Annotated in this window: 12 protein-coding genes; 9 read left to right on the top strand and 3 right to left on the bottom strand. The window is 53.9% G+C overall.

What is annotated here, in order from left to right:
- The first annotated feature begins 16 nt into the window (after positions 1-16).
- The 5 genes from WKJ03_RS14155 (at position 17) to WKJ03_RS14135 (ending at position 3,953) form a co-directional block, all read left to right on the top strand.
- Positions 17-382: a metalloregulator ArsR/SmtB family transcription factor gene (locus tag WKJ03_RS14155; RefSeq protein ID WP_337842873.1), complete on the top strand. Its 366-nt coding sequence runs from the start codon at positions 17-19 to the stop codon at positions 380-382.
- A 15-nt stretch (positions 383-397) separates the two neighbouring features.
- Positions 398-1,414 (top strand): ArsJ-associated glyceraldehyde-3-phosphate dehydrogenase, encoded by a 1,017-nt coding sequence (locus WKJ03_RS14150; RefSeq protein WP_337842872.1) that lies wholly within the window; start codon positions 398-400, stop codon positions 1,412-1,414.
- A 3-nt stretch (positions 1,415-1,417) separates the two neighbouring features.
- Positions 1,418-2,623: an organoarsenical effux MFS transporter ArsJ gene (arsJ, locus tag WKJ03_RS14145; protein ID WP_337842871.1), complete on the top strand. Its 1,206-nt coding sequence runs from the start codon at positions 1,418-1,420 to the stop codon at positions 2,621-2,623.
- Positions 2,624-2,738: 115 nt separating this feature from the next.
- Positions 2,739-3,518: a hypothetical protein gene (locus WKJ03_RS14140; protein WP_337842870.1), complete on the top strand. Its 780-nt coding sequence runs from the start codon at positions 2,739-2,741 to the stop codon at positions 3,516-3,518.
- A 33-nt stretch (positions 3,519-3,551) separates the two neighbouring features.
- Positions 3,552-3,953, top strand: coding sequence for a hypothetical protein (locus WKJ03_RS14135; RefSeq protein WP_337842869.1), 402 nt, complete (start codon positions 3,552-3,554; stop codon positions 3,951-3,953).
- Between the two features lie 105 nt (positions 3,954-4,058).
- On the opposite strand, the gene WKJ03_RS14130 is transcribed toward WKJ03_RS14135, so the two are convergent.
- From WKJ03_RS14130 to WKJ03_RS14120, 3 genes are all read right to left on the bottom strand, one after another.
- Positions 4,059-4,493, bottom strand: coding sequence for an energy transducer TonB (locus tag WKJ03_RS14130; RefSeq protein WP_337842868.1), 435 nt, complete (start codon positions 4,491-4,493; stop codon positions 4,059-4,061).
- 17 nt (positions 4,494-4,510) lie between these two features.
- Entirely contained in the window at positions 4,511-5,983 is a 1,473-nt protein-coding gene (locus WKJ03_RS14125) for a sulfotransferase (RefSeq protein WP_337842867.1), read from the bottom strand.
- A 61-nt stretch (positions 5,984-6,044) separates the two neighbouring features.
- On the bottom strand, positions 6,045-8,999 hold the full coding sequence (locus tag WKJ03_RS14120) for a TonB-dependent receptor (protein ID WP_337842866.1): 2,955 nt from the start codon (positions 8,997-8,999) through the stop codon (positions 6,045-6,047).
- A 381-nt stretch (positions 9,000-9,380) separates the two neighbouring features.
- Here WKJ03_RS14120 and WKJ03_RS14115 point away from each other — a divergent pair, with 381 nt between their 5' ends.
- The 4 genes from WKJ03_RS14115 to WKJ03_RS14100 all read left to right on the top strand — a co-directional run bounded on the left by WKJ03_RS14115 (position 9,381) and on the right by WKJ03_RS14100 (position 13,993).
- Positions 9,381-11,411 (top strand): S9 family peptidase, encoded by a 2,031-nt coding sequence (locus WKJ03_RS14115; protein ID WP_337842865.1) that lies wholly within the window; start codon positions 9,381-9,383, stop codon positions 11,409-11,411.
- Entirely contained in the window at positions 11,408-12,520 is a 1,113-nt protein-coding gene (gene zapE, locus WKJ03_RS14110; protein WP_337842864.1) for a cell division protein ZapE, read from the top strand. Before WKJ03_RS14115 ends, zapE begins: the two co-directional genes overlap by 4 nt.
- Positions 12,520-13,263: a DedA family protein gene (locus WKJ03_RS14105; RefSeq protein ID WP_337842863.1), complete on the top strand. Its 744-nt coding sequence runs from the start codon at positions 12,520-12,522 to the stop codon at positions 13,261-13,263. Before zapE ends, WKJ03_RS14105 begins: the two co-directional genes overlap by 1 nt.
- A gap of 163 nt (positions 13,264-13,426) precedes the next feature.
- Complete coding sequence (locus WKJ03_RS14100) at positions 13,427-13,993, top strand: hypothetical protein (RefSeq protein ID WP_337842862.1); 567 nt, start codon at positions 13,427-13,429, stop codon at positions 13,991-13,993.
- Positions 13,994-14,082 lie beyond the last annotated feature (89 nt).

The raw sequence follows: 14,082 nt of genomic DNA, 5'->3' as shown, positions 1-14,082 counted from the left end.
CGTATATAAAGTTGCAATGACCATTCACACCGCCAATCTGGACCCTTTGCTGTTTTTTAAAGCCTTGTCCGACCCGACCCGCTTGCAGTCTTTGTTGCTGATCCAGCAGGAGCAAGAGCTTTGCGTTTGCGAGCTGGTGGCGGCTTTAGGCGAAATACAACCAAAAATTTCCCGGCATTTGGCGCAGTTGCGGCGTGATGGCATTCTGCTCGACCGCAAACAAGGGTTATGGGTGTATTACCGCATCAACCCAGACTTGCCCGACTGGGCCAGGCAATGCCTGCAACAAACCGCAACTGCCAATCCGCAGCTGCTGGCCCCTTTGACCGACAATTTATGCGCTATGGGCGACCGCCCGGCCCGCCAACAACGCTGCTGTTAACTGCGAGGATATCGGATGAACACTATTAAAATTGGTATCAATGGCTTTGGTCGTATCGGCCGGCTGGCCTTGCGGGCCGCCTTTGACTGGCCAGAATTTGAGTTTGTGCAAATCAATGACCCGGCCGGTGACGCCGCCACCTTTGCCCATTTGCTGAATTTCGATTCAGTGCATGGCCGCTGGCTGCATGAAGCCAGCGCAGAGGGCCAGAGTATCAGTGTGGGTTCGCAGCGTATCGCTTTCAGCCAGAACAAGCAGATTGCCGACACCGACTGGTCAGGCTGTGATCTGGTGATAGACGCCAGTGGCAAAATGAAAACCACAGCCCTGCTGCAGGCCTACCTGGACCAGGGCGTGAAACGGGTAGTGGTCAGTGCGCCAGTCAAAGAACCTGGCGTGTTGAACGTGGTAATGGGTGTCAACCATCAGCTGTATAACAAAGCGCAGCACCGCATTGTCACGGCCGCCAGCTGCACCACCAACTGCCTGGCGCCTGTGGTGAAAGTGATCCACCAACAGCTGGGCATTCAACACGGCTCCATCACCACTATTCACGATTTAACCAATACCCAGTCGATTCTGGATACACCCCATAAAGACTTACGCCGCGCCCGCGCGTCGGGTTCCAGCCTGATCCCCACCACCACGGGCTCAGCCACCGCCATTACTGAAATATTCCCGGAACTGAAAGGCCGCTTAAATGGCCATGCGGTACGGGTGCCGCTGGCCAATGCGTCGCTGACGGACTGCGTGTTTGAGCTGCAACGAGCCACCACAGTGGACGAAGTGAATGCCCTGCTTAAAGCCGCCGCTGAAGGCGAGCTCAAGGGCATTTTGGGTTATGAAGAGCGGCCTTTGGTGTCGGTCGATTACAAAACCGACCCACGCTCCAGCGTCATTGATGCACTGTCCACCATGGTCGTGAACGGCACTCAGTTGAAGCTGTACGCCTGGTACGACAATGAATGGGGTTACGCCAACCGCACTGTCGAGCTGGCGTTGTTGGTCGGCCTGGCCGATCAGGCAGGTTAAACAATGAGTGCAGCACTGAAGCAGTACCTGCTGGTGACCGGCAACTACTGGGCTTTTACCCTGACCGACGGCGCTTTGCGTATGCTGGTGTTGTTGCACTTTTACCAGCTGGGATACAGCCCACTGCAGCTGGCGTCGTTGTTTTTGCTGTATGAACTCTGCGGTGTGGTCACTAACTTAGTTGGCGGTTACCTCGGTGCCCGTATCGGCCTGAATAAAACCATGAACCTGGGTTTGGCCTTGCAAGTGCTGGCGCTTGGCATGCTGCTGGTCCCGGCCGACTGGCTGACGGTCGTTTGGGTGATGGCCGCTCAGGCCTTGTCGGGTATTGCCAAAGATCTGAATAAAATGAGCGCCAAAAGCGCAATTAAACAGCTGGTGCCAGCTGGGGCCGACAGCACACTGTATCGCTATGTGGCACTGCTGACCGGCTCAAAGAATGCACTCAAAGGCGCCGGCTTCTTTTTAGGTGGCCTGCTGCTGACGCAACTTGGCTTTCAGGGGGCTGTAGCCGCGATGACGGGCGCTTTAGCGCTGGTTTGGCTGCTGAGCCTGGTGCTGCTTAAACAAGAGCTCGGCAAAAGCAGTTTTAAACCCAAATTCAGCGATTTACTGGCGAAAAGCCAGGCCATTAATGCGCTCTCCGCCGCCCGGCTGTTTTTGTTTGGCGCGCGTGATCTGTGGTTTGCGGTAGCGCTGCCGCTGTTTTTAGCCAGTGAGCTGGGCTGGAGCCAACAAGGTATCGGCACTTTTATGGCCTGCTGGGTGATTGGCTATGGCATAGTGCAGACGCTGGCCCCGGCGCTGACCGGTAAAAAATCCGGCCGTATGCCAGAGCGCAGCGCAGTGATTGGCTGGGCTTTTTTGCTCGCTGCGCTGCCTGTGGCACTGGCCCTGATACTGACATTGGTCCAGTCGGATCAGTGGCCCACAGAGACCTTGCTGGTCGCAGGCCTGCTGTTATTTGGTGCCGTCTTTGCCATTAATTCGTCACTGCACAGCTACCTGATTGTGCGTTATGCCAAAGCCGACGGCGTGTCGCTGGACGTCGGCTTCTACTACATGGCCAATGCGATGGGGCGGCTGATCGGCACCTTGTTGTCCGGTTATTTATTCCAACACTATGGCCTGGTTGCCTGCCTGTGGGGCTCTGCCGTTTTTGTCCTGCTCTCAGCCAGCTGCGCCCGCTGGCTGCCAAAATCCGCCTGACGGCCCTGGATGGGTGAGGCCTTGTCAACAAAGTTGTTTAAAAACAGTAAACTTACTGCTATAAAAGCGCGTTTATCAATTTAGTTTCCACTGGATTTTTAACTAAGGACAGCCCATGAAAGTGTTTATTGTTCTGGCATTCAGCCTGCTGCTCAGTGCCTGTGTCAGTACCTATGTTCCTCCAACCCCCAGCCTGAATTTACCTGCAAAAACTAAAATTGGTGTCTTGGTGATAGCGGGTGACAGTACCAAACACAGTCATGTCGGTACCACTATCTTCAATAACTTCGACACCAGCTATGCGTACAACTGGCACATGGCGGACAGCATCTTTACCACCTTAAAAAGCCAGCTGGAGCAGCCCGGGCGTTTTGAAGTGGTGGACCTGAGCCAATGGAACCAAATGTCGCTGCAACCACTGGATTTTGTCGACGTACAGAATAAAAACTGGCAATTCAACCCGGCACCTGAACTGCTGCGTCAACGCCTGCTGGCCGAAGGCATTCAGGTGGTGATCAGTGTCTACGAGACGCCATCCCTGGCCTTTTTGCAATGCAGCAGTTATGGCTGCAGCGAGTTTTATAGCCAGGGCTATGGCCTCTTTACCCGCAGCTTTTTAGGTATGGATATGTATTTCAGCTCTGCGGCTTTTGCCATCAGTGTGGAAACCATCCATCAGCCAGTGGATTTGACGCTGATGCCCAAACTGGAAGCGCTGAACCACTACCAGGCCAAACATAAAGAACTGGGTGATTTTGAGGATCCAAAAGACTTTAACAACATCACAGCCGAAGAAATGGAACCAGTCCGCCAGAGTATTCTGACCTACTTCAGCGGCCTGGGTGCACAAATCAAGGCGTACCTGAATGGCGAAGACCTCGGCACCACCAGTTAAGCGGCCACACAAGCCAGACAGAGGAACAGGATCATGAGGCAAAAACACATCGCTGCGTTGCTGGTACTGCTGGTTTCGACCTGGGTTCAGGCCACAGAACTGAAGGGCAGCTGGCAGTTGGTGGAAGGGGAATACCTGGATGCTGAAGGCCAGTTGGTGTCTTATCAGGATGTCAAAATGACAGCTCAAAAAGTGTTGTCGGACCAGCATTTCAGCTTTACCTCCATGCGTGACGGCAAATTCTGGGCGGCAGGTTCAGGCCGCTACAGCGCCAAAGCCGGTCAGTACACTGAAACTCTGGCGCTCAATTCGTTTGGTGAAGCCAAAGGTGCGCAGTTTTCCTTTAGCTACACAGTGGAAAACGGTGTCTGGACCAACTCACGCTGGAAAGAGGGTAAAAGGGTGGAGTATGAGGTCTGGCGAAAGCTGGATTGATCCATGCCTTCACGCCAACACAAAGGAAGGCTTAGCCTTCCTTTGTTTGCTCTGGTGTTTCCAGATAAAAATGCAGTTGCTCAGGCAATAAATACCCATCAAAACTCAGCAATTGCACATAAGTTTTCCAGAATGCTGCACTGAACATAGCGACCTCCCAGGCTGGTGATAGCGTTTTAAGTATAGTTCGCTGCCGCAATCTGAGTGCGACGCACCAGCAGGTTTCACCTGCACCCGCTCCATCTCAGTTTCTGGTGCTTCATCCAGCCTGTAATCCAGTTGCACTGTGGCACCTTTCACCCCTGTTGCCGTGGCCTGATAACGCCACTGCGCTAATGTGGTCAGACTGACTTGATCAAAGGTCGCTTCAGGCACCGACTTGGTGATCTGAATAGTGCTGACCGTCCCATACGGGTTGATATCAAACCTGGCCAGCCAGCTCGGCTTGCCGCTGCAACACCACAGCAGCACTGAACGCCTGACTCTGCAGCTGCAATTGCCGGCGTCCGCCAGCTTGCTGAATGAAGTCAGATTCAACAAGGGCGGGCAAAGCCGGGTTAAGCACCCGGTCCCTGCCCCATGTGCCATGCCGCTTGCCATTGCCGGAAAAACTCCGGGTAGCGCTCAGCCGCTGGCGCTGGTGGTGTAAACAGCGGTTGATGCACCTGGCCCACACTGGCGGTTTGCACCGGCGCCCGGTTCTGGTAGAAGCTCAGCATGGCCGGCTCGAAAGGCAGTTGCAGATGCTGGCAAATACGGCGCAACGTGGTTTCGGGTGCGTTTAGCAGATCGGCATAGTCCACCGTCAGAATGCGCTCCGGGTACAAGGCCAGCCAATGCTGCATCAATTGCCGTTCCAGCCTTAGATAACTGGCAATGTCGTCAGCTCGCCAGCTCCAGTCTGCCTGCTGGCGGAAATTGGTTTTGTAACAGGACCAGGCCGTTTCAGCCTCGTCACGGCGGATATAAATGGCTTTGCCTTGCGGAAACAAGGTGGCCCAAATGTCAAAGTACTGGGTCAGATTCAGCGCTTTATCGACCATAGCGCCCTGCCCCGGTGTGCGTTCGCCAGCCAAACGCAGGTACAACTCAGCCATATGCTCCAAAGCGGCGTCCGGTGCGCCATGCGCCGCCAGATACTGATTAAACTGACTGATTTGCGTCCGGCTTAAATGCATACAGCTGACGGCCAGCGACGGGTGTTCAGCGGCGGCATTGAGTGCACTGTGGCACCCCAGCATCTGACCGAGCAAGGTGGTGCCACTGCGCGGTACACCCAAAATAGCCACTGGTGGTTTTTCGGCGACAACACGGTGCTGGCGCTTGGGCTGCGGCCACTGGCTGTCCGCCATTAACTGCTGCACAAACTGCTGATGTTCCGCCTGCTGATAACGGCTTTGTACCGCCGCCAATGCCGCGCCTTGCTGGTAGCATTGCCAGGCTTGCTGGTAGTCGCCACGGTCATCCCAGGCTTTGGCCATGGCGTAATAAAAATGCCTTGCTTCGGGTTGTTCTGGCTGTAAGTGCTGCTGATAAGCCGTCGACAAGCGGCGAAAGGCCTGCTCGTCTTTGGCAAAATTCACCAGGCTTGCCAGCGTCAGCCAACTGATGCCGGACTGCGGGCTTAAACTCAGCGCCTTTTTTAAATCGCTGATTGCGTCCTGAATGCGGCCAGTCTGAGCTTTGACAGTCCCCAGCAAATGGTAAATACCAGGGTAAGGTAAGCCCTGATCGGCCTGCGGTTGCACCAACTGCACAGCCAGTTCCGGCTGGCCCGCTTCGGCGTATAAACCGGCGCATTGCAGCAGTTCATTCAGCGTCATTTGTTTACGCTGGCGGAACTGCTCCAGCAGCATTAGCGCCAGGGTCAGTTCAGCTATACCAATAGCGATAGCGGCCAACTGCAATTTGTTTTGTGGCTCAGACAAACCGGCCAGATATTCAAGAATGGCCTGTGCTTCGGCCCTGCGACCGGAGCGGACCGCCGCCATTAAATCGTCGGTCTGATAAAGAGGTTGAGCTTGTGTCATCAGGAAGCTCCGTAAAAAGCCGGAGCAACAGGCTCCGGCTTTGTCTTCACTTTTTATAGGATCAGAACTTCACTTCTGCACTTAAACGTACATAACGTGGTGTCTGGAATGCCGTTGGCAAACCGTACAAGGCGCTGCTTTCGCCAATGTACCGGCCTGTCTCCGGGTCTTCATCCGCATAAATCTCGTTCACTTCGTTAAACTCAGTGGCACGCAGATTATTGAATACGTTAAACACGTCCGCACGCAGGACCAGGTCTGTCCCTGATACATCCAGCGCATAAGTCGCGGTCAGGTCCAAAGTCCAGGTGCTTGGCGTTCTGCCCATAGCACCACGGGACGACAACTGACCGTTATGCACGAAAGATTCCGCTTCATACTGCGACGCGAATACGTCGGTTGGGTGGAAACCAAACGAGCTCAGGGGGCGGCCAGATTCCCAGCGGAAGTTGGTGCCTAAAGAGAAAGCGTCCGTCAGCGCATAAGAGGCCTGTACTTTCACCATATGACGGCGGTCATTTGGCAGGTTACCTGAAGCGCCATCGACCAGACCTGGCTGGTCATAGTTGGTGGTGCCACCGGCATCGTCCTGGCCGTTATCTGAACGGACGAAACCTTCGTTGTTGCCCCAGCTGTGTGACCAGGTGTAGGTCGCATCTAACATCCAGACATCATCAAAAGCACGCTTGACATTAAAGTCGATGGCGCCGTACTGACGTTCGGCTTTCGGGTAACCCAGCAGGTTAGCCGGAATGGTGTATTGCTGGTTTGGCAGCGCACCGTCACCGTCCGGATCTGTGGTGATAGTCACGTCTTTACCTGGGTTGGTCAGTACGTAGTAGTGGAAACCTGAACACAGGGTGCAACTGGAGCCAAACTCTTGCTCCAGGTACTGGTTAAAGCCGTAGTCAATGGCCACGTCTTCCAGCGAGCTCTTCAGATCACGGTAAGTCCCTTTCACGCCGACTGACCAGTCGTCATCCAGCATGGTTTCAAAGCCCAGAATAAACTCGTCCTGATACATAGGGTCGATATCGGCATTTACTGTTTCACCAGTGCTCTTTAAGGTGCCGTCGGCATAAACAGTTTTACCAACAGGCGAATTCAGATCGACGATGGGCGAAAAATCCGGGTTCACCCCTAACAGGTTGTAGGTGGTCAGGGTGTACAGCTCGTCACCGGCTAAGCGGATATTGGTGTTGGTGGCCACTGGCAGGAAGTAACGGCCATAGTTGGCAAATACTTTGGTTTCGCCTTCACCTGTCAGGTCATACACCAGGCCGACACGAGGTGCCCACTGGTCTGACACATCAATAAATTTCTCGCCAGCTTTATTGAAGTTCTGGAACTGCTCGTTACGCAAACCAATACGGGCCGTTAACTGGTCGGTGACAGACCAGGTGTCCTGAATGTAGTACGCATTCGACTTGGTCTGGAAGTCACCCGTGTTGCTGTATTCATTAAAACGCACGCGGGTACAACCGGCATTGATCAGGTCACGCTGCGAGGTAAACGCAGAGTCACAGCCAATGTACTGATACAAAGCACCACCGACACGGCCAGTCGCCTCTTTGGCCGTCATGTCTTCATAGTCGATACCAAAACGCAGGCTGTGGTCATCATTCACATACCAATCCACGTCAAACCGCATGGCTTCACGTTTGTCGTTTTGCATGGTGGGAGTAGACAGCGCGTAAGGTGTTAACTGAATACCTGCGGTCAAATCTGTGGCCGCCACACCTGTATTGCCCGTGTTCAGCTCACTGTACGAGGTTTTATTCACACCGTATAAAGCGCTGATGGTTAAATCATCCGTCAGGATGCCGGTGTACTGCACGGCATAGGACTTACCGCCGCCTTCCAGTACGTAATCACCAAAGTGTTCACCACGGCTGTTTTCGCCGAAGCTGTAGGCATATTTGCTGGCTTCCAGCTCAGTGGAGTTATCCCAGCCGGTAAATTCCAGAATATGGTTTTGGGTGATATACCAGTCAATTTTAGCGGAGTACAACACGTCACCTGAATCGCGGTCGTAGGCCAGATCGTCCGTGGTGTAATCGCTGACGCGGTCTTTGTAGTTGACTAAACCGAAGAAGAACAACTTGTCTTCCACCAGAGCACCGCTGGCCCAGGCGTTGTAGTTGTTTTCACCAATGTCGTGATTGCTGTTAACCACATAATAGGGCGTGCCGTTTTCATTGATTTGCGCAGCGTCGCTCAGAATCACGTCCGGACGCTCAGCGCGCAGGGACGACGGCTCAAAATAAGCGCTGGCGCCGGATTTAAATTCATTGGAACCGGATTTGGTGCGGGCGTTCACCACACCGCCGGTGGAACGGCCAAACTCGGCAGAATAACCACCGGTTTTCACTTCAAACGACTCGTACATTTCAAATGGCAGTTCAGAACCACCCAAACCATTACGGAAGTTGGTCACGTTCAGGCCGTTGACATAAAAGGCGTTTTCGCCAACTGACGCACCACCAAACGAGGCGAGGTTACCGAAATCAGAGTCACCTTTGGTGGTGCCCGGTGCCAACAGCGCTACAGACGCCAGATCCCGTGGCACTGGTACTTTGGACAGGAAGTCCGCATTGACCACAATTTCCGCTTCGGCTGAACGGGTGTCAATGGCTGCCACACGGGAACCACGCACCTGAATAGACTCCACATTGCCTTCCGGCAGCATGGTCAGGTTCAGACTGGTGTTGCCACCGGCTGAGACCGCAAACTTTTCTTCCGCGACCACCTCATAACCAGACTTGGTGGCTTTCAGCGAATAAGCACCAGGTGGTAACAGCGGGAAACGGTAAGCACCGTTGCCGCTACTGTTGACAGTACGGGTTAAGCCTGTTTCCAGGTTGACGATGGTGATCACCACGTCACTGATCACCTGGCCGTTCTGATCCTGAGCCTGGCCAATTAAAGTTCCGCGCGATGCATCTTGTGCGAATGCCGGTGCAGCAGCACCCAAAGACGCCATGACAGCTACTGCGGTCAGCGTCTTGCTAAACATGTTTTTTGTCATTTATAGGTTCACTTTGGCTTGTTGTACTACAGAAAAAAGGCGCAAAAACACTGTTGCGCGGCGTGCGGTTTACCACCTGACTCTTTTGCTTACAACTCAGAAGCCCCGCAATAGGGGGCCGTTAGACGCAGCTCGCAGACCGCTCAGCGCAAGAAATTCGCTGCAACCCAGCAAAAGCAAAACTTCACCAACACCTAATATAAGCAGATGTTCAGACGGCTAAATTCGCGGCAAACAGCGCAGAAAACCATCAACTTGTCTGACTTGATCCCAGCTGACAGGCCAGCCATAGCAAAAGGCCGGGCAGAAGGTTTGCAGCCGGTCATGGCTGTGTTAGTTTTTGCCAATCCAAAACAAAGGGACACCCCAATGAAAGTTTCTGCATTTTGCGCCGCGCTGCTGTTGACGGGCAGTCTTCAGGCGGCTGAACCCATCACAGCGGAGCACTTATGGCAGGTCGCCAGACCTGGCAACCTGGAGCTGTCACCCGACGGCAGCCAGCTGGCTTTTACCCTGACCCGCTTTGACCTGGCCACCGACAAAAGCAACGCCGATATTTATCTGCTGAATTTGCGTTCGAATCAGCTGCACGCACTGACTTCGCATCCGGACCCTGATACCAGCCCGATCTGGAGCCCAAACGGCCAGCAGCTGGCGTTTTTATCCAAACGCGGCGCTGACAAGCCGCAGTTATTTGTGATGCCACTGACCGGCGGCGAAGCGAAAAACCTGACCCAGTTACCTGTTGCGGTGCAGCAGCCGGTTTGGTTTCCGGACGGCCAGCGAATTTTATTCCTCGCTGATGTGCCTAAAGGCTTTAATGGTGATTTCACTGCATTAGCAGCGCAGCTGAAGCAGAAAAAAGAACAGCATGTGACGGCCAGAGTCACGGAAAACCGTGTCTATCGGTATTGGGACCACTGGCTGACCGACGATAGCTACCCGCATTTATTCAGCCTGAATGTCCAAAGCGGTGAAATTATTGACCTGACGCCAGGCTGGGACCGCTGGTTTAGCCTGAATGGCGGCACTGAATTTGAGTTATCGCCAGACGGCCGTTTTATCGCTGTTAGCGCCAATACCAGCCCGGCGCCTTATAACAAACTGAATCAGGATATTCTGCTGCTAAAAACCGACGGTTCAGGCCAGTTTACCAACCTGACGGCCGACAACCCGGCCGATGACAGCAAACCGCACTTCAGTCCGGACGGTAATTACCTCTATTACGGTGCGCAGCGCAGCACCAGCTTTTCATCCGACAATGTGCAGCTGACCCGGCTGGAGCTGGCCAGCGGCAAAAAAGACCCGCTGACCGCCCAACTGGATTTATCTGGACAGGACTGGCAGACAGACCCAAGCGGCCAGACGCTGTATTTTTCTGCCGCCGACCGCGCCAAAACAGCGCTGTACAGCATGCCAGCCGCAGGCGGTAAGGTGCAGCAAATTTTCCGCCAGGGCGACAGCCAGGATTTGATCGTGGCTGGTGGACAGCGGCTGTACTTTATCCACCACAGTCTGAATCAGCTGCCCGAACTCTATAGCCTGGATAACAAAGGCCGCACCCTGAAACAGCTGACCCGTATCAACGGCGAACTACAGCAAAAACTGGCCTGGGGCAAAACCGAAGATGTCAGCTTTGCCGGTGCCGATGGTAAGCAAGTACAGGCTTATGTGACCTACCCACCCAACTTTGACCCGGCGAAAAAATGGCCGCTATTGAACGTGCTGCACGGCGGCCCGCACAGTTTCAGCGCCGACAGCTTTGGCTACCGCTGGAACCCGCAGGTGTTTGCAGCGGCCGGTTATGTGGTGATCCAGCCGAATTTCCACGGCTCGACCAGTTTTGGTCAGGCCTTTGCCGAATCCATTCAGGGCGACCATGCCACTAAACCTTTTGCCGACAGCGAAGCCGCTGTGGACTACATGATTTCCCGTGGCTTTATTGACGCCACCCGGCTGGCCGCTGCCGGCGGCAGCTACGGCGGTTACCTGATCAGCTGGATTGCCGGTCACACCGACCGCTACAAAGCACTGATCAACCACGCCGGGGTGTACAACCTGATGGCCCAGTTTGCCTCTGACTCGACCGAACACCGAGTAGCGGCCTATGGCGGTGCGCCATGGGATGGCCTGCAGGCCTTGCTGCAATTCAGCCCGGCCATGTTTGCCGACAAATTTGTCACCCCTATGTTAATTATGCACGGTGAGCAGGATTACCGGGTGCCGGTCACTCAGGGGCTGGAGATTTACGGTGTACTGAAAGGCAAAGGCATCGATGCCCGGCTGGTGTATTTCCCCAATGAAAACCACTGGGTGTTAAAGCCGAATAACTCGCTGTTCTGGTACCGGGAATTTACCGGCTGGTTGCAACGTTATGTACCGGCAGGTCCGACCGATTGATCCCCTCGCTCAGTGCACGTTATCAGCAGCAGGTGCAACAAGGCCTGCTGCGTGCCGATGCTGGCCAGCAGCAGGCGCTGGCTCAGCTGGAACTGCGGCTGCAGGCACTGATCCAGCACAGGCCTATGCAGGGGTTGTATCTGTATGGCCCGGTCGGCCGTGGTAAAACCCTGCTGATGGATTGGTTTTATCAGGCCATTCCCGGCGAGCGGAAAAACCGGCTGCATTTTCACCACTTTATGGCTGCAGTGCACAAAGCCTTATTCAAGCTGCAAGGCCAGAAAAACCCCTTGCAACAGCTGGCACAGGACTGGGCGGCACAGTATCAGGTGCTGTGTTTCGACGAGTTTTTTGTCACCGACATTGCAGACGCTATGCTGCTGGGAAACCTGTGGCAGGCGTTGTTTGATGCAGGTGTGATGCTGGTGGCGACCTCCAATTGTGCACCGCAGCAGCTGTACCAGAATGGCCACAGGCGCGAGCGCTTCGAACCCTTTATTGATTTACTGCAAAAGCATTGCCAAATTCTGCAGCTGGACGCAGGCCAGGATTACCGCCGGTTGGGTGCCGCGTTGCCGCAGTATTATTGGCTGAACACCGACACTCAAACCACGCTGCAACGGGCGGCGCCTTACACAGGCCAGCTGTCGGCCCCCACTGAATTACTGCTGAACCAGCGCCGGTTGCCTTGCCTTGGTCAGAATGAGCAGGCCATCGCCTTTGACTTCTTCAGCCTGTGCGGCGAAGGCCGTAGCCAGCTTGATTATATGGCGTTGGCCAGCCATTACCGGCTGGTGCTGCTCTGTGGCGTACCTGCCTTTCGCGCCAGTGTTCAGGCAACTGTCACCCAAGGTACGGAAGATGGCTATCAGCGTGACACTGTGGCTGACCAAAGCGCTGTGCTCGACAATGAAGCCCGGCGTTTTATTGCGCTGGTGGATGAGTGTTACGACAGGGGCTGCCTGCTGCTAATCAGCGCCGAAGTTCCGGTCGAGCAGTTATACCAGGCCAGCCAGTTGCAATTTGCCTTTGCACGCACCATATCCAGGCTGATTGAGATGCAGCGCTGGACGCCGCCACCCCTCTCAGAGCTCAGCAGGAGACGTTAATGGAGCAGTATTTACATCAGTTACTGGAGCAGTACCAACATCTGGCGTTACTGATCCTGTTTGGTCTGGTGTTTTTTGAGTCTGTGGCTGTGCTCGGTTTACTGTTGCCCGGCACCGCGTTGATGTTCAGTTTTGGTTTGCTGATTGGGTCAGGTCAGATTGGCTTCTGGCAAGCCTGTCTGGTCGGTGCCGCCGCAGGTATTTTGGGTGACGGTTTGTCTTATCTGGCAGGCCGGCATTTCCGCCCTCAGCTGGAAGGCTGGTCCTGGCTGGCGAAACAGCAAAAGCAGCTGGATAAAGTGCGGGCCATGCTGGATAAAAGCGTTTGGGTCGCCATTATTGCCGGCCGTTTTATCGGCCCCAGCCGGCCTTTGTTGCCATTGCTGGCCGGTATGCTGCAACTGGCACCAGCCCGTTATTTTCCGGCGTCCATTTTGGCCTGTTGCCTCTTTCCTGTGGTGTATTTCCTGCCCGGTATTCTGGCCGGTGTCGCCTGGCAACTGAAAGGCACCAATCTCACCTGGTTTTATCTGCTGCTCGCGGGTTCTATTGTGCTGGCGCTGTTATCTGCCTGGCTGATTACACGCTATCTGGGGTCTACGGAACCAGAGGAAAAACCTGGTCAGCCCTGGTTTTGGAGCTCCTTGCTCAGCGCATTGCTGACCGCTTTTTGTCTGTTCGAACTCAGCCAGCACCCGGCCACGCCTGTTTACCTGAAGCAGCTGTCTGGGTTGATGTTCTGACCACGAAACGGCAAGTCAAAGACGCTGTTAAGAGCACCACAGCGTCTCAATACCATCCGGAGAAAAATAGGAACAACCTGCTTTTATTAAGCTGACATTGTTGCTAGCTTATGAGCGTTTTTGCAGCGATTAAACCCATACTGGCTTAAGGAAAAGCTAAAAAATGAGATTTTTCAATTACCTCATCCCGTACATCCCATTCCTGGTTTACTTTCTGTGTTTCCTGCTCAATTGGTATTTTGAATGGGAAATTACCGGCGCACTGGCGGGCACGCTATTGACCTTGCTGTTGGCTGGCGGCTGTTTTTATCTTGGCCTGAAACGAACATCACCCAACAGAATGCACTTAGCGCAAACCTTGATCTCGTTAATGTTTCTGAATTACCTGTTTGGCCCAGTAGGGAAAGACTGGAATGTCTATTCACATTTTCGCTCAGGTTCACAACTGTATTTTGTGCAAACCAATAATATGTCGGGAGCATTATCCGGAGCCAGCGCCATGATTCGTGTGATGGACGGCCATTTTATACTGCATAACAAACGCACATTAAAAGATGCCTACCACTACAACACTGCAGAGTTTATTCAGAAAGACGATAAGTTAATTGTCAAGCTTGGGCGAACCTATGAAGTAGGTAATGACGATTACCCACCCCATCTCTGTTTTGAACTAAGCCCAGAACAGGCAACAGAAACAGACTGCTCGCACATTAACACCCCACAGCATTAGTGGTCATGCCAGTCAGTTAAGCTGACTGGCATTGTTTTTTGTGGCGCAATATCAGGATGCCTCTGAACTAAAACAGTGAAGTAACTGAA

Source organism: Rheinheimera sp. (assembly GCF_037442525.1).
Lineage (GTDB): Bacteria > Pseudomonadota > Gammaproteobacteria > Enterobacterales > Alteromonadaceae > Pararheinheimera.
The sequence above is the reverse complement of the archived record's forward strand: the minus strand, read 5'-3'. Positions and strand labels throughout refer to the sequence as shown.

What these genes read in the sequence shown, in the direction of transcription:
- WKJ03_RS14155 (WP_337842873.1), top strand. Translation starts at nt 17, where the DNA reads ATGACCATTCACACCGCCAATCTGGACCCTTTGCTGTTTTTTAAAGCC.
- WKJ03_RS14150 (WP_337842872.1), top strand. Translation starts at nt 398, where the DNA reads ATGAACACTATTAAAATTGGTATCAATGGCTTTGGTCGTATCGGCCGG.
- arsJ (WP_337842871.1), top strand. Translation starts at nt 1,418, where the DNA reads ATGAGTGCAGCACTGAAGCAGTACCTGCTGGTGACCGGCAACTACTGG.
- WKJ03_RS14140 (WP_337842870.1), top strand. Translation starts at nt 2,739, where the DNA reads ATGAAAGTGTTTATTGTTCTGGCATTCAGCCTGCTGCTCAGTGCCTGT.
- WKJ03_RS14135 (WP_337842869.1), top strand. Translation starts at nt 3,552, where the DNA reads ATGAGGCAAAAACACATCGCTGCGTTGCTGGTACTGCTGGTTTCGACC.
- WKJ03_RS14125 (WP_337842867.1), bottom strand. Translation starts at nt 5,983, where the DNA reads ATGACACAAGCTCAACCTCTTTATCAGACCGACGATTTAATGGCGGCG.
- WKJ03_RS14120 (WP_337842866.1), bottom strand. Translation starts at nt 8,999, where the DNA reads ATGTTTAGCAAGACGCTGACCGCAGTAGCTGTCATGGCGTCTTTGGGT.
- WKJ03_RS14115 (WP_337842865.1), top strand. Translation starts at nt 9,381, where the DNA reads ATGAAAGTTTCTGCATTTTGCGCCGCGCTGCTGTTGACGGGCAGTCTT.
- WKJ03_RS14105 (WP_337842863.1), top strand. Translation starts at nt 12,520, where the DNA reads ATGGAGCAGTATTTACATCAGTTACTGGAGCAGTACCAACATCTGGCG.
- WKJ03_RS14100 (WP_337842862.1), top strand. Translation starts at nt 13,427, where the DNA reads ATGAGATTTTTCAATTACCTCATCCCGTACATCCCATTCCTGGTTTAC.